Raw genomic sequence first — 21,067 nt, forward strand, 5'->3', positions numbered from 1 at the left:
TGTCGACACGGTAGGCACGCTCACGGCACGCGGAGCACGCAGTGGGTGCCACCGTAGATCGCCGTCATGCACTTGTTGCAGTGAATGCACAGACCGGGATTGTGGGTCTCCTCCGCGATCCGATTGACGAGGTCGGGTTCCCGCAGCAGTGCCCGTGCGACAGCCACGAACTGGAAGCCTTCCGCCATCGCCAGATCCATGGTCGCCCTGCCGGTGATGCCGCCGAGCAGGACGAGCGGGATCGTCACGGCGGCCCTGATCTGGCGGGCGTCCTCGAGAAGGTAGGCGTCGCGGTAGGGGTACTCCTTCAGGAAGTGCTTGCCGACAAGACGGATTCCCAGTTTCGTCGGCTGCGGCATGACAGCGGCGAACTCACGGAGCGGAGCGTCGCCCTTGAACAGGTACATCGGATTCAGCAGCGAACTGCCTGCGGTGAGCTCGAGCGCGTCCAGCGAACCGTCCTGTTCGAGCCACTGCGCCACCTGGATGGCCTCGTCCACCCAAAAACCTCCGGGCACACCGTCGTCCATATTCAGCTTGGCGAGGATCGCGATCCTGTCCCCCACCGCGTCGCGTACGGCGCGGGCGGTCTCGAGCGCGAACCGGGCGCGGTTCGCCAGGGATCCGCCGTACTCGTCCGTGCGTTTGTTGACCTTCGGGCTGAGGAAGGAGCTGATCAAATAGTTGTGGCCGAAATGGATCTCCACGGCGTCGAACCCCGCCTGCACCGCGCGGCGAGCCGCGTTGGCGTGTGCCTCGACGATCCGGGCGATATCTGCCGTCGAGGCCGGCTTGGAGAAGTTCTGAGTAGTCATCCGGAATGCACGGGACGGGCCCAAGGCCGGGGATCCGATGTACTTCGCGGCCGCGACCGGTCCCGCGTGGCCGATCTGCGCCGACACTGCCGCACCCTCGGCGTGGATGGCGTCGGTAAGCTTCCGCAGGCCCGGCATCGTCTCGTCGGTCCATTGGATCTGGCCGGGTGACGTCCGCCCGTCCGCGGCGACCGCGCAGTACGCGACGGTCGTCATGCCCACGCCTCCGGCGGCGGGCTGCCGATGGAATTCGATGAGCTCGTCGGTGACCAGCCCCTTCGGGGTCAGGCCCTCGTACGTCGCTGCTTTGATCACGCGATTGCGCAGGGTGATCGGCCCGAGCCTGGCCGGGGCGAGCGGATCGACCTTCACTGTGGGCGGGTCGAGATCTATCGTCATAGTGTTCCTCCAGCTGCGATTCGCTGTCGAACGTAACGGCGCCGGGACGTCACGGATCGCGGCAGTCTCGCTGAGTGGTAACCACGTCCGGGCGCCCGTCACGGCGTGCCATCTTGTGTCGGTACGAGTGCCCGAGGACGAAAGGTCGCCTTGATGACTGCCCCCACAGATCCACAGTTGCACCTGGATCAGGTGATGTCCCGTCTCACCGGACCCGGTGGCCGGTTCGAACTCGTCGAGGAGCCGGTGCTCGGCACCCAGATGCCGGTGATGAGGAACCGTGGGCGCTCGGTGGGCGAACTCCTCACCACGTCGCTCCGGTGGGGCGACCGCGACTACCTCGTGACCGCCGACCGCCGGATGTCCTATACCGAGCACGCCGCCGCGGTCGCGGCCCTGGCGACGGCGCTGCGCGAGGAACACGGCGTCCGGAAGGGCGACCGGGTCGCGATCCTGGCCGCGAACACCCCCGAGTGGGTGGTCGCGTTCTGGGCCACGCAGGTGCTCGGCGCCATCAGCGTCGGACTGAACGGCTGGTGGGTTCCGCGGGAGGTCGAGTACGGACTGACGCACAGTCGCCCCACCGTCGTGATCGCCGACGCGAAGCGCGCCGAGACGCTCGCCGCGGTCGGCACCGACCTCCCGGTCCTCACGATGGAGGAGGATCTGCCTGCGATCTTCGCGCGGTACGCAGGGTCCCCGATGCCGCACACCGACGTCGACGAGGACGATCCCGCCGCCATCCTGTACACCAGCGGCACGAGCGGCAGGCCCAAGGGAGCGTTGCACTCTCAGCGCAACATTCTGGCCGTCGTCGACTACCACCGGTTCAGCGACGCCGTGGTCGGCGAATTCAGTGGACGGCCCGTCGATCCCACGGTGCCGAGTTCGCTTCGCTACCTCCTGACGTCTCCCCTGTTCCACATCGCGAGCCTGCACAATCTGGTGATTCCGCGGCTCGCGACGGGCGGCGCGGTCGTCATGCACCAGGGCGGATTCGACGTGGACGCCGTGCTCCGTCTCGTCGAGCGGGAACGAGTCACCAACTGGGGAGCCGTGCCCACGATGGCGTCCCGTCTGGTCGAGCACGACGACCTCGACAGGTACGACCTGTCGTCGCTCACGTCGTTCTCGCTGGCGTCCGCCCCGTCGTCGGTCGCGTTCAAGGAACGGCTGCGCGAGAAGGTGCCGTTCGCGCGTAACGCGCTCGTGGACAGTTACGGGCTCACCGAGTGCAGTACCGCGATCGCCGTCGCCACCGCCCCCGAACTCGAGCAGTTCCCGGGCACGCTGGGCCGGCCGATCATCACGGTGAGCATGGAGATCCGCGACCCGTACGGGGAGTGGCTGCCCGACGGCGTCGAGGGCGAGGTGTGCGTGCGCAGCCCGTTCGTGATGCTCGGCTACTGGCAGGACGAGGCCGCCACCGCTGCAGCGATTGCCCCGGGCCGGTGGCTCCGGACCGGCGACTACGGACTCGTCGAGAACGGTCGCCTGCGGCTGACCGGACGCCGCTCGGATCTGATCCTCCGCGGCGGGGAGAACGTGTACCCCACCGAGATCGAGCAGTGCCTCGACGAACACCCCGACGTGCTCGAGTGCGCCGTGATCGGGACACCCCACGAGGATCTGGGGCAGGAGGTGGCGGCCGTCGTGGTGTTGCGACCGGGTGCCGCGACCACCGAGGCGGAACTGCGAGACTACGCCGCCGATCGCCTGTCGTATTTCAAGGTTCCGACCCGCTGGCGGATCACCACGGACCTGTTGCCCCGCAATGCGACCGGCAAGATGATCCGCCGGGACATCACCGTCTGACGCCGGTAACCGAGCACCGAATGTCACAGTGGTGCAGTCGAACTGCATCACTGTGATATTCGGCGAGCGTGTGAACGTCAGCGAATGAGGTTGCCGAGGTCGACGGGAATCTGCGCCCCGGTGATGTATTTCGCCTCGTCGGAACACACCCAGGCGACGACGGCTGCGACATCCTCCGGCTGGGTGATGCTGTAGGGCAGCGAGTTCTGGTAGATGGAACCGAGCGTCGACGCGTACCGGGCGATGAGCGGATGCAGGTCGCGCACCTTCATGCCGGTGTCCACGCCCGCCGGGTGCACCGTGTTGACGCGGATGCGGTGCTCACCGAGTTCGTTCGCCATCGTCTTGGCGAGCCCGGTGATGCCGTGCTTGGTGGCGACGTAGTGCCCGGTGAACGGCGTGCCCTTCAGCCCGGACACCGAACTGGTGAAGACGACGGCGCCGCCCTCACCCTGTTCGATCAGATACGGAATCGCCGCCTTCGCGGTGTGGAAGGTTCCCGTGAGGTTGACGTCGACCGTCTCCTGCCACTGCTCGGCGGTGATCTCCCACGACAACGCCCCCGAGCAGATGCCCGCGTTCGCGATCACGACGTCGAGGCGCCCCAACCGTTCGATGCCGTCGGCGAGGGCCCGGGAAAGGCCGTCGAAATCGCGCACGTCCGCGGTGGCGGCGACGATCCGCCGGCCGGTCGACTCGACGAGCCGGACCGTCTCGGCCAGGTCGTCCTGGGTGGCGCCGGGATAGGCGGTGGACGCGAATTCGGTGCAGGCGTCGATCGCGATGACGTCGGCGCCCTCGGACGCGAACCGGACGGCCTCGGCGCGGCCCTGCCCGCGCGCCGCGCCGGTGACGAAGACGACCTTGTTCTCGAAACGGCCGGGTGACGTCATTGTCTGTTCCTGATCATCGTCTGCTCCTGATCGGGGTCATCGTGGGCGGGGCACGGTCTTGTCGACGAACAGTCCCTCGACCGAGACGCACACCTGGCCGTCCGCGGTCCGGATGTCGCCGACGGTGGTGATCTTGCGGCCGTCGACCGCCATCAGCTTCCCGGTCAGGGTGAGCGGTTCGAACAGCGGCGTCGGGCGGTGGTAGCGGGTGCTCAACTGCGCTGTCATGCCGGCTTTCCCACCCCAGGCGTTGGCGACGCCGAGAACGTGGTCGAGCAGGAGCGCGGACACGCCGCCGTGGACGTGCCCGGGCGGCCCCTGGTACGGGATGGTCAGTGTGACGGTGCCCCGGACCGATCCGTCGGACAGTCCCTCGAGAACGAGTGGCGGCGCGAGCGCGTTCTCGGGCCCGGTGACGGGGTCGTGCCGGGTGACACCCTCGCCGTTCCACATGTCGATCAGCCGCTCGGCGCCGGCAGGCGCGTGCTCCTCGAGATGCTCGGCGATGCTGTTCAGCTCTTCCGCGACTCTGTCGAGATTGGCGTTGCCGCGATCGGTGCGCAGCAGCGCGTCGATCACCCGCCGGGCCGCCCCGGTCGCCCGGTCGACGGCGGAACCGTCCGGCGGAGACGTCAGCACCGTTCCCGACGGGCTGTTCTCGAACGTGGGATGCGTACCGATGCTCACCCGATCACCTCCATCGTCGCCTGGGTCAGCACCGGTTGCCCGTCACGGTCGGGGCACGTCGCGCGCAGGGTCAGCCGGTCGCCGTCGTGCCAGACCGCGGTCTCGACGGTCTCGCCCGGGTACAGCGAACCCGCGAACCGCACCGCGTAGTGGCGCAGTCGCGTGGGATCGCCGTCCAGCATCCCGTCGACGACGGCCTTGCACACCACACCGTACGACGCGAGCCCGTGCAGGATCGGCCTTTCGAACCCGGCCGCGGCCGCGAATTCGGGGTCCGCGTGTAGCGGGTTGAGGTCGCCGCTGAGCCGGTAGAGCAGGGCCTGCGCCGTCCCGGTGCGCGACACGAGCACCTTGTCGGGTTCCCGGGCCGGCACCGTGGCCACCGACTCGGGTCCCGGGGAGCCGCCGAACCCGCCCTCATCGCGGGCCCAGATCTGCATCCCCGTGGTCCACAACGGGTTCCCGCCCGAGTCGGTGGCCGTTTGTTCGAGCACGATGACGGCGGCCTTGCCCTTGTCCCACACGTCGGCCACCCGCGAGGACACCCGGGCCTCACCCGACGGAGGAATGGGCGCATGCACGGTGAGCGACTGTCCGCCGTGCAGGATCCTGCGCAGGTCGATGTCGATGCCGGGCAGGCTCAGCCCGGCCGCCGGTGCGTCGCCGGCCCAGATTCCCTGCCCGGCGACCAGTGCGAACGTCGGCAGCACCTGCAAGTTCTTCTCGTACACCCAGCGCAGTTCCGCGGGGTCCTGGGCATTCTCGCCGGCGCCGAGTCCGAGGTGGTAGAGAATCACGTCGCGCTCGGTCCACGCCACGTCGCGCACGGCCGGTTCCGCGGTCAGCGCGGCCTTCACGTCGATCGCCATGTCAGGTCACGCTCCTTTGCCGGACTCGGGGTCACGCGGCAGACCCAGCAGTCGTTCGCCGATGATGTTGAGCTGGACGTTGGTGGTGCCGCCCGCGATCGACATGCACTGCGAATTCAGGAACATCTGCGTGCCGGACGTGCGGGGCTGATCGCCCAGCAGGGCGCGCGGCCCGGCCCAGTCCATCGCCACCTCCCACACCTGCTGGATGTGTTCGACACCGAGCAGTTTCGCGACCGACGACTCGGCGCCCGGTTGCCCGCCCGCGATCGATCGCAGGGTGGTGCGCAGCCCCATCAGGCCGCCGGACTGCGCGTCGCAGAGCACCTTGCCGAGCACGGTCAGCTGCTCGTCGTCGATGCCGCCGGGCAGTTCGCCGGCCAGGGTCAGCAGAGCCTCGCCGCCGGAGCCCAGCGAGGAGTCGTGCGACAGCGACACCCGCTCGTTGGCGAGGGTCGTGCGGGCCAGCTTCCAGCCGTCGCCCGGTTCGCCCACCAGGAGTTCGTCCGGGACGAAGACGTCGTCGAGGAACACCTCGTTGAACAGGGCCTCGCCGGTGATCTCGCGCAGCGGCCGGATGTCGAGACCGTCGCTGCCCGACATGTCGATCAGGAAGTACGACAGTCCCTTGTGTTTGGGCACCGATCCGTCCGTGCGGGCGAGGCAGATGCCCCAGTCCGCATCCCGGGCCATCGACGTCCACACTTTCTGTCCCTGCAGCACCCAGCCGCCGTCCACCTTGGTGGCCCTGGTGGTCAGGCCGGCGAGGTCCGATCCGGCGCCGGGTTCGGAGAACAGCTGGCACCAGACGAGGTCGCCGCGCAGCGACGGGGGCACGAAGCGCTGCAACTGGTCTTCGCTGCCGTGCGCGATGAGCGTGGGCACCACCCAGTTGCCGATGATCATGTCGTGGGGCTTCAGCCCGGCCGCGTGCAGTTCGTCCGCGATCACGAGTTGTTCCACGGCACAAGCTCCCCTGCCCCACGGCGTCGGGAGGTGCGGTGCGGTGTAGCCCTTCTCGGCCAGGTACGTCCTGCGCTCCGCCTCGTCCAGTGCGGCGGCGGGCGCGAGTTCTGCGAGCACGTCGGCGCGGATGTACTCGGCGTCCGGAGGCAGGTCGATGCCGAGCACCCGGCGTGTGCCGCCCAGGGTCGCGCGGGCGACGCGCCGCCGCCACGATGCGGTGGACCCGACCAGGATCCGCAGCGACTGCGCCCGGCGCAGGTACAGGTGGGCGTCGTGTTCCCAGGTGTAGCCGATCCCCCCGAGCACCTGGATGCAGTCCTTGGTGACGGAGAACGCTGCGTCGGGTGCGGTGGCCCCGGCGACCGCGGCCGCGAGTGACGCCTCCGCCGCACTGCAGCGCGGCGCAGCCGTCGCGGCCCTGGCACTGCTTCCGGGATTCATCGCACGGGCCGCGTCCCACGCGCACACGCGGGCCTGCTCGGCGAGGCAGAGCATGCGGGCCACCCGGTGCTTCACGCCCTGGAACTGGCCGATGGGGCGGCCGAACTGCTGGCGCACCTTCGCGTAGTCGGCGGCGGTGGTCACGGCCCAGTCGGCGACTCCCGACGCCTCGGCGGCGAACAAGGTGGCCGCCAGATCGCGAACGCGCTGCGAATCGATCCGCAGGACATCGGCTTCGGCGATCTCGAGTCCGTTCACCGTCGCGGTCGCGTTGCGGCGCACCACGTCGTGGCTGGGCAGGTCGGTCACCTCGAGCCGGTCGCGGGCGAGCGCCACGAACGCGGTCTCGTCGCCGTCCCTCGCCGCGAGCAGGAACAGGTCGGCCACCTGCCCGCCGAGGACGTACCCGGACTCGCCGTCCAGCGTCACCACTGCGCCGTCCCGGACGAGGCGCAGCGAGCCCGGCTGCAAGGCCACCGCGCCGAGGGTCGAACCGTCGGCCAGCCCGGCGAGCTCACCCGTGCGCCCGGACTCGTGCAGGACGGCGCCGAGCAGCACGGTCGGGAGGAAGGGACCGGGCAGCAGGACCCGGCCCAGTTCCTCGGTGACCACTGCCAGTTCCACCAGCCCGCACCCCGCCCCGCCCACGTCCTCGGGCAGGTGCAGTCCCAGTACACCCAGGTCCGCCAACGACTTCCAGAACAGCGGTCGTTGCTCGGTCTTGGCCTCGACGGCCTCCCGGAGCACGGCCGGGGTCACGGTCCGCGTGGCCCAGCCGCGCACCGAGTCGCGCAGGTCGCGCTCTTCTTCGGTCAATCCCATTGTCATGTCGGCCTCGTCGATCGTTTCGGGGGTCAGATGCGTTCGATGATGGTTGCGGTGGACAGCGCGCCACCGGCGCACATCGTGACCAGCGCGGTGGAGCTGCCGGAGCGCTCCAGTTCGTGCAGGGCGGTCGTGATCAGCCGCGCCCCGGTAGAGCCCACCGGATGTCCGAGGGCGATGGCGCCGCCGTTGACGTTCACCTTCGACATGTCGGCCCCGTGCACCTGCGCCCACGACAGCACGACGGACGCGAACGCCTCGTTGATCTCGACGAGATCGATGTCGCCCAACGACATTCCGGCGCGCCCCAGGACCATCCGCGTCGACTCGATCGGCCCGTCGAGGTGGTAGTACGGGTCGGAGCCGACCATGCCCGACGCGACGATCCTCGCGCGGGGCCGCAACCCGAGTTCGCGGGCACGGTCCTCGTCCATGAGAAGGACGGCGGCGGCGCCGTCGCTGATCTGGGACGAGTTGCCCGCGGTGTGGATGTGGCCGTCGATCACGGGCTTCAGGGCCGACAGGGCCTCCGCCGTCGTCTCCCGCAGTCCCCCGTCGCGGGTGACCACCGCGAGTTCACCGGTGGGTGTGCCGGACTTGTCCACGACGGGAGCGGTGACGGGAACGATCTCGCGGTCGAACCGTCCTTCCGCCCAGGCCTGGGCGGCGCGTCGTTGCGACTCGAGGCCGAACGCGTCGACGTCGCCGCGCTCGAGTCCGCGCAGGTCGGCGATCCGCTGGGCGGAGGTGAACTGGTCACCCATGTCGATCGACCAGTCGTCGGGGTACGGGTTGCCGGTCTCCGGTGTGACGGCCTGGCCGAGGAACACCCGGCTCATCGCCTCGACGCCGCACCCGATTCCGGCGGAGATCTGGCCGGACGCGATGAGGCCCGCCACGACGTGCACGGCCTGCTGGGACGATCCGCAGGCGCAGTCGAGCGACGTGGCCGCCGTCGCGTACGGCAGTCCCGCGTGCAGCCATGCCTGCCGGGTCACGTTGTTGGACTGCTCGCCGGCCTGGGTGACGCATCCGCCGACGATCTGGCCTATGTCCGCCGGGGCGACACCGGCGCGTTCGAGGACACCCCGTTGAGCGGCGCCGAGTAGTTCGGCGGGGTGCAGTCCGGACAGTGCCCCGCGCCGGCGCCCGATCGGTGTCCGTGCCGCGTCGACGATGACGGCGTTGCCCATGTTCCGCTCCTTGGGTTCTTCTGGCTCGCGGACGAGTCCGCGGCTCATTTTTGAAATGTATTCTACTTTTGAAGAGACATCAACGCCCTTTGCCTTGCGAAATAGTTTTCGGCGCAGCTCAGGAGTCAGGAATGAATTTCACTTCGAGGTCGACGATGAGGCGACCCGAAGCCGGCGAGCCGTCAGCGGTGCGACAGGTTGACCAGCAGCAGGTCACACGCCTTACGGATGTCGGACTCGGCATCGGGAATCGAGACCCGGCCGTTGAGGCAGGACTGGATGACGCCGAACCACAGCTGCACCAGCAGGCGCAGCGCTGTGAGGTCTTCCTCCGTCGGGTGTTCGATCCCGGCGGCGTCCAGCATGATCTGCCGGAATGCCCGGTCGACCTTCCCGGCGTCCGGCACGGACGCGACGTTGGCGGTGCTCGTGGACTGGATCATCGCGGTGGACAGTGCGGGACGGCGTAGCAGACCGCGGGTGGCCCGGACGAGCACGTTGTACACCGCATCCTGCGGCGATTGGCCGGGGGGTGCGCTCTTCTTGAACCCGACACCCATCCGGTCGATCTGGTCGACCATCACCGCGACGAAAAGATGCGTCTTCGACGGAAAGTACCGGTACAGCGTCCCGATCGCGACGCCGGCACGTTTGGCCACCTCGTGCATCTGGACCCGGGCGAGTTCCTTCTCGGTGGCCAGTTCGATGGCGGCCTCGAGCATGCGGACGTGGCGGGCCCGCTGTTCCTCCGAACTCGGTTCGGCAGCGTCCCGCACTTCGGCGATTCTCGGCACCCTCGATCCCCCTTCACTCCGCACACAGCCCCGGATCCGGTGTCGATTCTCGCATTGGATCGGGAAAGCATCGAATTTCGTCCGGTGAGTGGGACCGCAGGTGCCGCAGGTCGCCCGGATGCGATTGCGTGAACCCCACGACTGGACCGCCAGTCTCCCCACAGACCATCAACGGAGGAAACGACGATGCAGGACTGGACAACCGAGTGCGACGTGCTGGTGGTCGGTTCGGGGGGCGGCGCGCTGACCGGCGCATACACGGCCGCTTCGCAGGGTTTGCGCACCCTCGTCCTCGAGAAGACCCCACTGTTCGGCGGCACGTCCGCGTACTCGGGCGCCGCGGTGTGGCTGCCGGGCACCGCCGTGCAGGAGCGCGCCGGCATCGGCGACTCCACGGACAAGGCGCGCACGTACCTGCGCGCAGTGGTGGGCGACGAGGAGATCGACCGTCAGGAGGCGTACGTCGCCACCGCGCCCGAGGTCGTCGACCTTCTCGAACGCGATCCCCACATCGAGTTCGAGTGGCGCGCGTTTCCCGACTACTACAAGGCACCCGGCCGGATGGACTACGGTCGCGCGATCAACCCGCTCGACCTGCCGAGCGACGAGATCGGGGACCTGCGCGAGGTCATCCGGCCCGAGGCCGACGTGGACCGGGCCGGGGAACCGCATCCGGAGGGAACGCTGAACGGCGGCCGCGCCCTGATCGGCCGTCTTCTCATGGCTCTGCACGGCACCGGGCACGCGGAACTGCGCACCGAGACCGCCGCGCGCTCGCTGATCGTCGAGGACGGCCGAGTCGTCGGCGTCGAGGCGACGAACGCAACCGGTGAGACCGTCCGGATCCGGGCGACGCGCGGCGTGCTGCTCGCGGCCGGTGGGATCGAGGGCAACGCGGCCCTGCGCACCGAGAACGGAACGCCGGGCAAGGCGGACTGGAGCATGGGCCCGCGCGGCGCGAACACCGGCGACCTCCTGCGGGCGGCGGTGGAGATCGGCGCGGACACCGCACTCCTCGACGAGGCGTGGTGGTGCCCCGGGGTCGAACTTCCGGACGGCTCGGGCGCTTTCATGGTGGGCGTGCGCGGCGGCATTCTCGTCGACAGGTCCGGAGAGCGGTACCTCAACGAGTCGCTGCCGTACGACCAGTTCGGTCGAGCGATGATCGAGCACGGAAGCGGCAGTTCGTATCTCGTGTTCGACTCAAAGGAGGGCGGGCCCGTGTTGCCTGCCATCTCCATTCCGAACATCTCCGCCGAGAAGCATCACGCGGCGGGCACCTGGGTCTCGGCCGACACGATCGAGGAACTCGCGGAGAAGATCGACGTCCCCGCAGACGCACTGCGCCGCACCGTCGAACAGTTCAACGACTTCGCCAAGCACGGCGTCGACGAGGCGTTCCACCGAGGAGAAGACCCGTACGACAACTTCTTCTGCCCTCCGGGCACGGGGGCGGACGCTCCCCTCAACCCGGCACTGAGCCCGGTGTCGCAGGGCCCGTTCCACGCGGCCCGCATCGTGCTCAGCGATCTCGGCACCAAGGGCGGCGTCCGGACCGACGCCGACGCCCGGGTCCTGCGCGCCGACGGAACACCCATCGACGGACTGTATGCGGCGGGCAACACCAGCGCATCGCTCAGCGGCCGGTTCTATCCCGGTCCCGGAGTGCCGCTCGGCACCGCAATGGTCTTCTCCTACCGGGCAGTTCAGCACATGCGGAGCTGACTACACGAGGTTGTCCTCCACCGGGAGACCGAACGCGCCCCTGCCGAACAGGGCGAGGGCGCGTTCGGGCTCGTTGGCCACGTGCACGCTGCCCGCGTGGGCGTCGCGCCACGACCGTTCGATCGCGTTGCCCCGCGACAGCGAACTCCCGCCGGCGGTCTTGAACAGCAGGTCGATCGCGTCGAGGGCTCGCTCGGTGGCGCGAACCTGATCGCGGCGTACCCGCAGGCGCAGACTCATGGGGAGTTCCTCACCGGCCTCGGCCAGCTCCCACAGTTCACGCACGTTGCGATCCATCTGCAGCATCGCGGCGTCGATCTCGGACGAAGCCCGGGCCACCGCGACCTGGGCAAACTGGTCGTCGACGAATCTGCCGCCACCGAGGCTGAGCCGCACGCGTTCCCGCATGACCGTCAGATAGCGTTCGTAGCAACCCGCGACGACACCCACTCCCGGGGCCGCCACCGCGGTCGTGAAGAGCGTCGCGAACGGCAGCCGGTACAGCGGTCCCCGGTTCACCTTCTGACCGGGTCCGCGCAGTTGCGCCGTCTCGTAGTTCCTCTTGATCCGGTGGTCGGGAACGAACACGCCCTCGGCGCTGATCTCGTTGCTGGCGGTGCCGCGCATCCCCACCACGTCCCACACGTCGTGGATGCGGTAGTCCGACCGCGGCACCAGCGCGGTCATGAAATCGACCGGGCGGCCCTCGGTCCCGACCACCATCGCGCCGAGCAGCGCCCACGACGCATGCTCGCAGCCCGAGGAGAAATGCCAGTCCCCCGTCAGCCGGTATCCGCCCTCGACCGGGACGAGCCGCCCGACGGGCGCGTAGGCGGACGACACGAGCACCGAATCGTCGTGGCCCCACACGTCACGCTGCGCCCGGTCGTCGAACAGGGCCAGGTGCCACGGGTGCACCCCGAGCACCGACGCCAGCCAGCCCGTCGAGCCGCACACACCGGACACGGCGCGCACCACCTCGAAGAAGTGCACCGGGTTACTTTCCGTGCCGCCGTACCGCCTGGGCTGCAGCATCTTGAACAATCCGGCGTCGCCGAGTTCACGGATCGCCTGTTCGGACACTCGCCGCGACTCGTCGACCTTGTCCGCGCGTTCCGCGATCATCGGTAGCAGGCCGCGGACCGATCTCAGGACCTCGTTCGTCATCTGTCGGAGGGTAGGGCGATCACACCCGTGCGTGGACAGGCGTCTCGCTCAACGGGAAACGCCGGCCCACCGCCCGGTCCCGTCCAGTGGGACCACGCGATGCGGGCCGTCCACGCTCACTTAGCGTGCAGGGCACCGCACAAGCCCAGGAGAGGACGGGACGCATCGTGACCACCCAACAGTCCGAGACAGTCGAGGTACGCGAAATCGACGCGGGCGCAGCGCCCACCCGATTCGCCCGTGGATGGCACTGCATCGGATTGTCCGAAGCATTCCGGGACGGCAGGCCCCATTCCGTCGAAGCGTTCGGGACCAAGCTCGTCGTCTTCGCCGACAGTGCGGGCGATCTCGCCGTGCTCGACGGCTATTGCCGGCACATGGGTGGCGATCTCAGCCAGGGCACGGTCAAGGGCGACGAGGTGGCGTGCCCGTTCCACGACTGGCGGTGGGGAAGCAACGGCCGGTGCAAGAAGATTCCGTACGCGCGCCGCGTTCCGCCGCTCGCCCGGACCCGGTCGTGGCACGCGCTCGACCAGGACGGGATGTTGTTCGTGTGGAACGATCCGGAGGGCAACCCGCCGCCCGCGGACGTCACTATTCCCCACATCGAAGGCGCACTCGACGACGAGTGGACGGACTGGGTCTGGTACCGGACCACGGTCGACACCAACTGCCGCGAGGTGGTCGACAACATCGTCGACATGGCGCACTTCTTCTATGTGCACTATTCGTTCCCCACCTACTTCAAGAACGTCTTCGAGGGCCACGTCGCCAGCCAGTTCATGCGCGGGCAGGCCCGCGACGACATGCGACCGCACGCGTCGGGTCAGCCCCGCATGCTCGGAAGCCGCTCGGATGCCACGTATTTCGGCCCGTCGTTCATGGTCGACGACCTGACGTACCGCTACGAGACGCACGACGTGGACTCCGTGCTGATCAACTGCCACTACCCCGTCAGTGCCGACAGGTTCGTGTTGCAGTACGGCATCATCGTCAAGAAGTCGAAGGAACTCGAAGGCGACGCGGCCACCGAGATGGCGAAGAGTTTCGGCACGTTCATCGCGAAGGGTTTCGAGCAGGACATCGAGATCTGGAAGAACAAGACCCGCATCGAGAATCCGCTCCTCTGTGAGGAGGACGGCCCGGTTTACCAGCTGCGACGGTGGTACGAGCAGTTCTACGTCGACGTCGATGCGGTGACCCCGCAGATGACCGAGCGGTTCGAGTTCGAACTCGACACCACCCGGCCGGTCGAGTCGTGGAAGAGGGAAGTCGAAGAGAACCTCGCACGAAAGGCGCGCGAAGCCGATGCAACCGCTGCAGTGCACTGAGTGCGGCGCGAGCGTCCTGGTCCAGAAGAACAGCTGGGAACACACTTCCGTTCAGTGGGACGACGCGGCCCGCGCCCGGTGCCGTGAGATCGGCAGCGCCGGGCCGGGACGCCCCGGCGCTCCCCGGAAAGAATGCGCGGCGCTGACGGCGTCGATCACCCGGGCCGCGGAGGCGGGCGTCGTCCCGGTGCGCGATCCCGACCCCGTCCCGACACCTGTCGCCGCCCACTGAACGATTTACAGAAGGACACAACATGATCGACACCGAGCACTACGGTCCGTGGGCCGTGATCGCAGGCGGCTCCGAGGGTGTGGGCGCGAGTTTCGCCGGGGAACTGGGCCGCGCGGGGATCAACCTCGTGCTGATCGCCCGCAAGCCTGGGCCGCTCGAGGAGACCGCGGCCAAGGTCCGCGCCCACGGCGTCCTGGTGCGCACACTCACGCTCGATCTCCTCGATCCGGACGCCGTCGACCGGATCCGCGCGGCCACCGACGACGTCGAGGTGGGGTTGCTGATCTTCAACGCCGGAGCCAACAGTTACGGACACGAGTTCGTCAGCGGAGACCTCGCCGGCTTCCAGCGTGTCATCGACCTGAACATCACGTCTCAGCTGCACCTTTCGCAGCATTTCGGCGCGAGGATGAAGGACCTCGGCCGGGGCGGCATCGTGCTGGTCGGTTCGCTGGCCGGGTACCTGGGTTCGGAAGACCAGAGCATCTACGCCGCATCCAAGGCGTTCGGCCGGATCTTCGCGGAAAGTCTCTGGCTCGAACTCGCGCCGTTCGGCGTCCACGTGGTCGAACTGGTCCTCGGCGTCACCCGCACGCCGGCGATGGTCCGGGCGGGCCTGAACTTCGATCTTCCCGGGATGAAGGTCGCCGAACCCGAAGACGTTGCCCGTGAGGGGCTCGCGCACCTCGCCGACGGCCCGGTCTGGGTAGCGGGTGGCAACTACGACGCGGCCCAGACGCGTAGTGGTTTCCCCCGCGACGCACTCGTGCGCGGGGCAGCAGAGGGAATGCGGAAACTTCTGGGCCGTCGGTAGCCGCGGACGTCAGAGGGTGGTGACGAGTCCGCCGTCGATCACGAAGTCGGAGCCCGTCACATTGCCCGCCCGGTCGCTCGCGAGGAACACGACGAGATCCGCCACCTCGTCCGGGCGGGTGAACCGGCCCGTGACCGCCTGCTTCGCGACTCGCTCCGCCACTGCCTCCGGGTCGCCGCCTGCGGTGCGTGCGATCGTGGCGGCGACCCCGTCGTCGCCGAGCCACAGGGCGGTCGACACCGGACCGGGACTGACGGTGTTCACCCGAATGCCCAACGGTCCCAACTCTTTCGACAGAGCCTTCGAGAAGTTGGTGAGCGCGGCCTTGGATGCGCAGTAGTCGATGACGGTGGGGTCGGGCAGGAAACTGTTGACCGAACTCGTGGTCACGATGCTCCCCCGGCCCGCCGCGATCATCGTGGGCAGTGCGGCGCGGATCGTCCGCACCGCCGACATCAGGTTGAGATTCATCGTCGTGATCCAGTCTTCATCGGTCACGTCGAGGAAACCGGTCAGTCTCGGGTGGGCGGCGCCGACGTTGTTGACGACGACGCCGAGACTGCCCCGAGCAGTGGCGGCGGCGACGAGTTCGCCCGGGCCGGTGGGGGTCGACAGGTCGACGCTCACCGCCTCCACCGTTCCGCTGCGGACGAGTTCTTCCAGTTCGGGGCCGGGCGACCGCGCCCCCGCCACCACGAACGCGCCTTCCGCGGCGAGCGCCCGGGTGATGGCGAGCCCGATGCCTTTGCTGGCTCCGGTGACCACGGCGACGGTGTCGCGTAACGCGAGATCCACGGGTTCCTCCTGACGACGACGGAGCGTGAACAGACGAGCGGTGCGTCCCCCTCCAGTCACGCTAGCCGAAATGATGCCGACCGCGCTGCAGGCGAGTAATCTCAGCGACGAAGGGCCAGGCCACGGCGTTGCTCTCGTACGGCGATGCCTCTCGTCGGACGACTACATCTGGCGCGCAGGGCCCTTCACCCCTAACCACTGTGTTCTTTCCTGACTCGGGAGACGAGTGATGCGACTTCTTCGACTACGAACCGCCGTTGCCGCGTGCGCGATCGCGGCTGCCGGCACGCTCACCGTGGGGGCCGGACCGGCCCTCGCCCAGGATCTGCCGACGGTGGTGCTGGTCCACGGTGCGTTCGCCGACACGACGAGCTGGGATGCGGTCGCCGCGGAACTGCGCGGCCGAGGGTATGAAGTCGTGGTCCCGGACAACCCGTTGCGCGGACCGGCGTACGACTCCGCCGCCATCGAGAAGGTGCTCGCGGACATCCCGGGACCGGTGGTGCTCGTCGGTCACTCGTACGGCGGCGCGGTCATCACCAATGTGCATTCGCCGAACGTCGAGGCCCTCGTATACGTGGCGGCATTCGCGCCGGCGCAGGGCGAGCCGGTCATGCTGAACCTCGACCCGATCCGGTTCCCCGGCAGCCAGCTGCTCCCGCCGGTGCTGCAGGTGAAGGTCGTCGAGAACGATCCCACCGGAATCGCCGGAAGAAATCTCGACGGTTACATCGATCCCGGCCGCTTCCACGAGGTGTTCGCGCAGGACGTCTCGGACGCCACGGTCGCGGACATGATCGCGCACCAGAAGTCGGCGGCGCTCGTCGGGAACCTCGAGCCGACCGTCGATCCGTCGTGGGCGTCGACACCCAGCTGGGCCCTGGTCGCTCAGAACGATCGCGTGATTCCGGCGGCGGCGGAGCGGTTCATGGCCACGCGCGCGGGAGCCCAGATCACGGAAATCCCCGCGTCGCACGCCGTACTGGTGTCCCAGCCCGCCGCGGTCGCGGACATCGTGGTGCAGGCAGACCAGGGAACTCCGTAACGGACCGCCGTGAACGAGCCCGGACAACCGGCACCGAACAACAGGAACCTCGCCCACCGCGTCCAGAAGATGGTCGGGCGTGATCCGCACGAGGAACACCGTGCGGCAACGCCGTTGGAGCTGCTGTTCGACCTGACGTTCGTCGTCGCGTTCGGAGTCGCGGGCGATCAGTTCGCGCACCTCGTCGCCGAAGGACACGTCGCCGCCGGGCTGGCGGGATTCGCGTTCGCGATGTTCTCGATCATCTGGGCGTGGATCAACTTCTCCTGGTTCGCTTCGGCCTACGACACCGACGACTGGATCTACCGGGTCACCACCATGATCCAGATGATCGGCGTCGTCATCCTGGCGCTCGGCTTGCCTCCGATGTTCGCGTCGATCGACCGCGGAGTCGAACTCGACAATTCCGTGATGGTGTCCGGGTACATCGTCATGCGCGTCGCCATGGTGTTCCAATGGCTGCGCGCCGCCAAACACGACCCCGAGCACCGTTCCGCGGCACTGACGTACGTCACGACTCTCGTCCTCGCGCAGATCGGCTGGGTCGCCCTGTTGATCGCGCCCCTCACCGTCGAGTACGCGTTCGGCCTCGGCGCGATCCTCATTCTCGTCGAGCTGACCAGCCCCGTCATCGCCGAACGGTACAAGGGCGGAACACCCTGGCACGCACACCACATCGTCGAGCGTCACGGCCTCCTCGTCATCATCACGCTCGGCGAGGGGGTGATCGGCACCGTGGCATCGCTGTCCGCCGTGGTCGAACACCAGGGTTGGACACTGGACGCGATGCTCGTCGCGGTGGCGGGCATCGGACTCACGTTCGGACTGTGGTGGGTCTACTACACCCTGCCCTCGGCCGAGGTGCTCGAGGTGTACCGCAGCCGGTCGTTCGTCTGGGGTTACAGCCACATCGTGCTCTTCGCGTCGCTGGCCGCGGTGGGGGCCGGACTACACGTGGCGGCGTATTACATCGAACACGCCTCCCACATCGGCGCGACGGCGACGGTGCTCTCCGTGGCAGTGCCCGTCGCGACCTTCCTTGCGGGCGTGTACCTGCTGTACACGTATCTGCTGCGGGTGCCCGACCCGTTCCACATCCTGCTCCTCGTCCTGACCGCGGCCACGATCGCGCTCGCACTGGTGCTGGCGGCGCAAGGCGTGTCGATGGCGTGGTGCCTGATCGTGGTGATGCTGGCACCGGTCGTCACGGTCGTCGGATACGAATTGCTCGGGCACGCGCACGAGGCCCGTGCGCTCGAGATCGTGCTCGGGCGCGCCGACCCCGGTGCCCGCGAGGAGTATTAGGACCAGGGGGTCACCGGCCGCGACCGGGCCACACCGTCGACGACCAGATCGAGCCGCTCGTCGAAGAACGCCACGAGTCCCCGAACTTCCGACGCGTCGACGAGGGGCTCGTCGTAGCGCCACGCGATGTCGTGCAGCACTCCGCCGGCGGTGACCGCGGACCGGTAGGCGGCCTTGCCCTTGTAGGCGCAGTACGACGTCGTCGCACTCGGTTGCAGTTCCGCGACGACGTCGTCGGGCGGCAGGTAGAAGCGGACCGGAAGCAGTGTTTCGAACAGCATTTTCGCCCGCCGCGTGTCGGCGAGGAGGGTGTCGCCCAGCATCACCCGGATGTGGCGGGACGTGCGGCGGACGTCGATGCGCTGGAACGGGTCGTGCGGATGGCCCACGATCTCGTCGTCCTCCTCCAGCCAGCGGTCGAAGCCGTCGAAATCGAGAACCACGTACCCGGTCAGGTCCTCGTCGCCGGGCCGGAACCCCAGCGCGTCCCCAACGCCGGCGGTACGGATCGCGACGGGTTCGCCCTCCGTGCTGTGCACCGAGAACGGCACCCGCGGATCGAGTACCGGCATCGTCGTCACGTCCGGCAGGGCGAAGCCGACGTCGCCGGTTCCCTCCGCCGGCACCGAACCCGTTGGCTCCGGCGACAACTCCGCGTCGATGTCCTCCGCAGGCACCGCATACGCGGGAACGACGCGCCGCGGTTCCCAGACCAGGACCGCACGGTCACTGTCGACCACCGTGATCCCGTTCAGCACGGCACGGATCCGCTTCGCCGTCGGCTCGTAGCGAAGCTCGCGTAGCTGACGTCCGATGGTGTCGCGCAGTCGCAGGCCCATGGTTCGAGACTAGGCCTGTTGGCGGGCCAGGCCGAGGGAAGCGATGAGGTCCTCGTGGAACTCGAACCAGACGCGGTGGCAGGAGTCGCGGTCGGTTCCCGTGATCCAGGCCGGATCGGTGCCCGCTCGCTCGAGGGCGCCGGCGAACCGCTGGTGATAGCCGGCGAACCGGTCCATGCCTGCGACCAGGCGCTCCTCGAGTTCGGCCAGGGCGTGCGCCGCGGTCGCCAGGCGGGTGATCGTTTCGTCGATGGTCAGGGTCGTCTCGCCGAGGCCCATCTCGGCCAACTGCCAGGCGGTGCACGCGTCCGCCACGGCGACGTTGTGCGGCAGGAAGTCCTGGTGCACCTGCACCACCACGGCGCGTGTGCCGCACCGGTCGAGTTCGGCGGCGAGCAGTCGCTCGCCGTGGACCGTCCCGGTTTCGGTCAGGGACCAGCCGCTGTCCCCGGCAAAGTCGGTGTGGGTGACCCACCCACCGGCCTCGGCATCGAGCAGGTGCTCGGCGGCCAGTCCTGCAGGCAGGGCGAAGCGGGCGGCGATGCGCGCGGTCTCCGCGTAGCCCAGGATCCGCACGGCGTGCAGCACCAGGATGTCCGTCGGTGTGCGGTGCGACATCAGTTCCTCCCAGCGTTCCGGGTGGCGGTGCCGACGTGCCCGTGGGTGCCGTCGACGCGGACCAGCCGGCCCTCGGTCAGGGTGGTCATGGCCCCCGGCGCCGCGAGGACTGCCGGGATGCCGAATTCGCGGGCCACGATCGCGGCGTGCGCGAGCATCCCGCCCGTCTCGGTGACCACCGCGCACGCGCGGGCCAGCATTGGGGTCCACGCCGGCGAGGTCGTACGGCAGACCAGCACGTCGTCCGGACGAAAACGGGCGAAGTCGTCCAGGTTGCCGATGATCCGCGCAGGCCCGACGGCGGTGCCCGGGCTGGCGGCGACGCCTGTCAGCAGCACGTCGCCCGGCGTTGCTCTCGCTCGCGGTGCGGTGGTGGGAGCGGTCGTGATCGGGCGGGTCTGCAGGACCCGGATCTCGTCGCCGGCGATCGCCCACTCGATGTCCTGCGGGCGCCCGAACAGGTTCTCGATGTCGCGTCCCAGAGCCGCGAGGGCGAGGGCCTGGGCAGTGGTCAGCAGTTGCCCGCCCCGGTGCCTCGCGATCTGCACGTGCGCACCGTCGACCAGGTACGCCTCCGGAGTGACGGTCCCGGCCACGACTGTTTCGCCCAGGCCACTCGCAGCCTCGATCACCACCTGCTCGGCCCCGGTGACCGGGTGCCGGGTGAACATGACTCCGGCCGTCTCGGGTTGCACCATCACCTGCACGATCACCCCGGCCGACGCGGGGGCTTCCCGATCCGTGCGAGCCGCGTAGGCGACGGCTTCGGGTGAGGAACCCGACGCGGCGCTGCGATGCACCGCCTCGATCACCTCGGCGGTGGCGGTGACCCCGAGCGTCGTGGCCAGCTGTCCGGCGAACGAAGACTCGACGCCGTCCTCCGCGAGGGCGGACGAGCGCACCGCGAACGGACCGGGACCGAGACGGTGCAGTCCGGCCTCGATCTCCCATTCCCAACCGGGATCGCCGAGCGGATCGGGTATCACGAATCCGTCGGGCACCCGGAATCCGGCACGCAGCAGCAGGCCGAGGTTGCGGGCCTTGGCACCGCAATGCTCGGATGCGTCCGGCAGTGGGACAGTCGGCACTGCTCAGGCCTCCGCGTCGCGGTCGCCGGCCCTGGCAAGGACCCGGTTCAGGCGCTGCTGGGCAGCCTGCGCCGAACCCAGGCCGAGCGTCTCCGCGACCTGCGGCCAGGTCATCCCACTGCCCCGGGCGGCGAACAGCAGGCCGGCCTCGATCTGATCGAGCTCGACCCGAGCTGACGACAGCAGCCGCAGCCCGGCCGCGAGCACAGCCGGGTCCGTTCCCTGTGCGTCCCGGGCGGCCCACGCCGCGAACCTGACGAGGTCGGCGTCCGATCGTGGCTGCCCCGGATGCTCCCAGGGACGCCGCTCGAGCCGCGCGGCACCGGCCTCGTTCAGCGTCGTGCGTGCCTGATCGAGTTCGGCCGCGTGTGTCTGGTCGTCGGTGGTCACCCGACCACCACACGCCATCAA

At 68.8% G+C, this 21,067-nt stretch carries 20 protein-coding genes; 7 read left to right on the forward strand and 13 right to left on the reverse strand.

Going from position 1 to position 21,067, the window contains the following annotated elements:
- Nucleotides 1–20 precede the first annotated feature (20 nt).
- On the reverse strand, nucleotides 21–1,214 hold the full coding sequence (locus tag ACFVJ3_RS08755) for an NADH:flavin oxidoreductase (protein WP_378451689.1): 1,194 nt from the start codon (nucleotides 1,212–1,214) through the stop codon (nucleotides 21–23).
- Nucleotides 1,215–1,367: 153 nt separating this feature from the next.
- Here ACFVJ3_RS08755 and ACFVJ3_RS08760 point away from each other — a divergent pair, with 153 nt between their 5' ends.
- The gene (locus ACFVJ3_RS08760; RefSeq protein WP_378451690.1) at nucleotides 1,368–3,029 is read left to right on the forward strand and encodes a class I adenylate-forming enzyme family protein; all 1,662 of its coding nucleotides are present in this window, start codon (nucleotides 1,368–1,370) and stop codon (nucleotides 3,027–3,029) included.
- Between the two features lie 77 nt (nucleotides 3,030–3,106).
- On the opposite strand, the gene ACFVJ3_RS08765 is transcribed toward ACFVJ3_RS08760, so the two are convergent.
- From ACFVJ3_RS08765 to ACFVJ3_RS08790, 6 genes are all read right to left on the reverse strand, one after another.
- Complete coding sequence (locus ACFVJ3_RS08765; protein ID WP_378451691.1) at nucleotides 3,107–3,922, reverse strand: mycofactocin-coupled SDR family oxidoreductase; 816 nt, start codon at nucleotides 3,920–3,922, stop codon at nucleotides 3,107–3,109.
- A gap of 36 nt (nucleotides 3,923–3,958) precedes the next feature.
- Nucleotides 3,959–4,609, reverse strand: a complete 651-nt coding sequence (locus tag ACFVJ3_RS08770) for a PaaI family thioesterase (protein ID WP_378451692.1) — start codon at nucleotides 4,607–4,609, stop codon at nucleotides 3,959–3,961.
- Entirely contained in the window at nucleotides 4,606–5,478 is an 873-nt protein-coding gene (locus ACFVJ3_RS08775; RefSeq protein ID WP_378451693.1) for a MaoC/PaaZ C-terminal domain-containing protein, read from the reverse strand. The genes ACFVJ3_RS08770 and ACFVJ3_RS08775 overlap by 4 nt, the downstream gene beginning before the upstream one ends.
- A gap of 6 nt (nucleotides 5,479–5,484) precedes the next feature.
- Entirely contained in the window at nucleotides 5,485–7,713 is a 2,229-nt protein-coding gene (locus ACFVJ3_RS08780) for an acyl-CoA dehydrogenase (RefSeq protein ID WP_378451694.1), read from the reverse strand.
- A 26-nt stretch (nucleotides 7,714–7,739) separates the two neighbouring features.
- Nucleotides 7,740–8,903, reverse strand: a complete 1,164-nt coding sequence (locus tag ACFVJ3_RS08785) for a steroid 3-ketoacyl-CoA thiolase (protein WP_378451736.1) — start codon at nucleotides 8,901–8,903, stop codon at nucleotides 7,740–7,742.
- A gap of 182 nt (nucleotides 8,904–9,085) precedes the next feature.
- Nucleotides 9,086–9,697 carry a TetR family transcriptional regulator gene (locus ACFVJ3_RS08790; RefSeq protein WP_181450479.1) on the reverse strand — a complete coding sequence of 204 codons (612 nt, stop codon included), beginning with the start codon at nucleotides 9,695–9,697 and terminating at the stop codon, nucleotides 9,086–9,088.
- A 186-nt stretch (nucleotides 9,698–9,883) separates the two neighbouring features.
- On the opposite strand from ACFVJ3_RS08790, the gene ACFVJ3_RS08795 reads away from it, so the two are divergent.
- Nucleotides 9,884–11,422 (forward strand): FAD-dependent oxidoreductase, encoded by a 1,539-nt coding sequence (locus ACFVJ3_RS08795; protein WP_378451695.1) that lies wholly within the window; start codon nucleotides 9,884–9,886, stop codon nucleotides 11,420–11,422.
- On the opposite strand, the gene hsaA is transcribed toward ACFVJ3_RS08795, so the two are convergent.
- Nucleotides 11,423–12,589: a 3-hydroxy-9,10-secoandrosta-1,3,5(10)-triene-9,17-dione monooxygenase oxygenase subunit gene (gene hsaA / locus ACFVJ3_RS08800; protein WP_378451696.1), complete on the reverse strand. Its 1,167-nt coding sequence runs from the start codon at nucleotides 12,587–12,589 to the stop codon at nucleotides 11,423–11,425.
- Nucleotides 12,590–12,756: 167 nt separating this feature from the next.
- On the opposite strand from hsaA, the gene ACFVJ3_RS08805 reads away from it, so the two are divergent.
- From ACFVJ3_RS08805 to ACFVJ3_RS08815, 3 genes are read left to right on the forward strand one after another with little or no spacing between them, the layout of a single operon-like run.
- On the forward strand, nucleotides 12,757–13,920 hold the full coding sequence (locus ACFVJ3_RS08805) for a Rieske 2Fe-2S domain-containing protein (RefSeq protein ID WP_378451697.1): 1,164 nt from the start codon (nucleotides 12,757–12,759) through the stop codon (nucleotides 13,918–13,920).
- The gene (locus ACFVJ3_RS08810; protein WP_378451698.1) at nucleotides 13,898–14,152 is read left to right on the forward strand and encodes a hypothetical protein; all 255 of its coding nucleotides are present in this window, start codon (nucleotides 13,898–13,900) and stop codon (nucleotides 14,150–14,152) included. Before ACFVJ3_RS08805 ends, ACFVJ3_RS08810 begins: the two co-directional genes overlap by 23 nt.
- A gap of 22 nt (nucleotides 14,153–14,174) precedes the next feature.
- Nucleotides 14,175–14,966 (forward strand): SDR family NAD(P)-dependent oxidoreductase, encoded by a 792-nt coding sequence (locus tag ACFVJ3_RS08815; RefSeq protein WP_378451699.1) that lies wholly within the window; start codon nucleotides 14,175–14,177, stop codon nucleotides 14,964–14,966.
- Between the two features lie 9 nt (nucleotides 14,967–14,975).
- Here the strand turns inward: ACFVJ3_RS08815 and ACFVJ3_RS08820 are convergent, their stop codons facing one another.
- Complete coding sequence (locus ACFVJ3_RS08820) at nucleotides 14,976–15,761, reverse strand: SDR family NAD(P)-dependent oxidoreductase (RefSeq protein ID WP_378451700.1); 786 nt, start codon at nucleotides 15,759–15,761, stop codon at nucleotides 14,976–14,978.
- A 229-nt stretch (nucleotides 15,762–15,990) separates the two neighbouring features.
- Between ACFVJ3_RS08820 and ACFVJ3_RS08825 the strand changes: the two genes are divergently transcribed.
- Both ACFVJ3_RS08825 and ACFVJ3_RS08830 read left to right on the forward strand, forming a co-directional pair.
- A complete protein-coding gene (locus ACFVJ3_RS08825; protein ID WP_378451701.1) occupies nucleotides 15,991–16,806 on the forward strand; it encodes an alpha/beta fold hydrolase in 816 nt (271 codons plus the stop codon).
- Between the two features lie 69 nt (nucleotides 16,807–16,875).
- The gene (locus ACFVJ3_RS08830; protein WP_378451737.1) at nucleotides 16,876–18,111 is read left to right on the forward strand and encodes a low temperature requirement protein A; all 1,236 of its coding nucleotides are present in this window, start codon (nucleotides 16,876–16,878) and stop codon (nucleotides 18,109–18,111) included.
- Here ACFVJ3_RS08830 and ACFVJ3_RS08835 read toward each other — a convergent pair.
- From ACFVJ3_RS08835 to ACFVJ3_RS08850, 4 genes are read right to left on the reverse strand one after another with little or no spacing between them, the layout of a single operon-like run.
- Nucleotides 18,108–18,950, reverse strand: a complete 843-nt coding sequence (locus ACFVJ3_RS08835) for a DUF427 domain-containing protein (RefSeq protein WP_378451702.1) — start codon at nucleotides 18,948–18,950, stop codon at nucleotides 18,108–18,110. The two genes, ACFVJ3_RS08830 and ACFVJ3_RS08835, sit on opposite strands and share 4 nt — an antisense overlap.
- Nucleotides 18,951–18,959: 9 nt before the next feature.
- A complete protein-coding gene (locus ACFVJ3_RS08840) occupies nucleotides 18,960–19,568 on the reverse strand; it encodes a hypothetical protein (protein ID WP_378451703.1) in 609 nt (202 codons plus the stop codon).
- Nucleotides 19,568–20,656 carry a PEP/pyruvate-binding domain-containing protein gene (locus ACFVJ3_RS08845; RefSeq protein ID WP_378451704.1) on the reverse strand — a complete coding sequence of 363 codons (1,089 nt, stop codon included), beginning with the start codon at nucleotides 20,654–20,656 and terminating at the stop codon, nucleotides 19,568–19,570. Before ACFVJ3_RS08845 ends, ACFVJ3_RS08840 begins: the two co-directional genes overlap by 1 nt.
- Before the next feature lie 3 nt (nucleotides 20,657–20,659).
- Nucleotides 20,660–21,046 (reverse strand): hypothetical protein, encoded by a 387-nt coding sequence (locus tag ACFVJ3_RS08850; protein ID WP_378451705.1) that lies wholly within the window; start codon nucleotides 21,044–21,046, stop codon nucleotides 20,660–20,662.
- Nucleotides 21,047–21,067 lie beyond the last annotated feature (21 nt).

The organism is Rhodococcus sp. NPDC127593, from assembly GCF_042671975.1.
Lineage (GTDB): Bacteria > Actinomycetota > Actinomycetes > Mycobacteriales > Mycobacteriaceae > Rhodococcus_F.

Bases quoted from the DNA above. Each gene is read 5' to 3' on its own strand.
- ACFVJ3_RS08825 (WP_378451701.1), top strand. From the start codon at position 15,991: ATGCGACTTCTTCGACTACGAACCGCCGTTGCCGCGTGCGCGATCGCG.
- ACFVJ3_RS08830 (WP_378451737.1), top strand. From the start codon at position 16,876: ATGGTCGGGCGTGATCCGCACGAGGAACACCGTGCGGCAACGCCGTTG.
- ACFVJ3_RS08835 (WP_378451702.1), bottom strand. From the start codon at position 18,950: ATGGGCCTGCGACTGCGCGACACCATCGGACGTCAGCTACGCGAGCTT.
- ACFVJ3_RS08780 (WP_378451694.1), bottom strand. From the start codon at position 7,713: ATGACAATGGGATTGACCGAAGAAGAGCGCGACCTGCGCGACTCGGTG.
- ACFVJ3_RS08765 (WP_378451691.1), bottom strand. From the start codon at position 3,922: ATGACGTCACCCGGCCGTTTCGAGAACAAGGTCGTCTTCGTCACCGGC.
- ACFVJ3_RS08810 (WP_378451698.1), top strand. From the start codon at position 13,898: ATGCAACCGCTGCAGTGCACTGAGTGCGGCGCGAGCGTCCTGGTCCAG.
- ACFVJ3_RS08775 (WP_378451693.1), bottom strand. From the start codon at position 5,478: ATGGCGATCGACGTGAAGGCCGCGCTGACCGCGGAACCGGCCGTGCGC.
- ACFVJ3_RS08785 (WP_378451736.1), bottom strand. From the start codon at position 8,903: ATGGGCAACGCCGTCATCGTCGACGCGGCACGGACACCGATCGGGCGC.
- ACFVJ3_RS08755 (WP_378451689.1), bottom strand. From the start codon at position 1,214: ATGACGATAGATCTCGACCCGCCCACAGTGAAGGTCGATCCGCTCGCC.
- hsaA (WP_378451696.1), bottom strand. From the start codon at position 12,589: ATGACGAACGAGGTCCTGAGATCGGTCCGCGGCCTGCTACCGATGATC.
- ACFVJ3_RS08760 (WP_378451690.1), top strand. From the start codon at position 1,368: ATGACTGCCCCCACAGATCCACAGTTGCACCTGGATCAGGTGATGTCC.
- ACFVJ3_RS08815 (WP_378451699.1), top strand. From the start codon at position 14,175: ATGATCGACACCGAGCACTACGGTCCGTGGGCCGTGATCGCAGGCGGC.
- ACFVJ3_RS08795 (WP_378451695.1), top strand. From the start codon at position 9,884: ATGCAGGACTGGACAACCGAGTGCGACGTGCTGGTGGTCGGTTCGGGG.
- ACFVJ3_RS08840 (WP_378451703.1), bottom strand. From the start codon at position 19,568: ATGTCGCACCGCACACCGACGGACATCCTGGTGCTGCACGCCGTGCGG.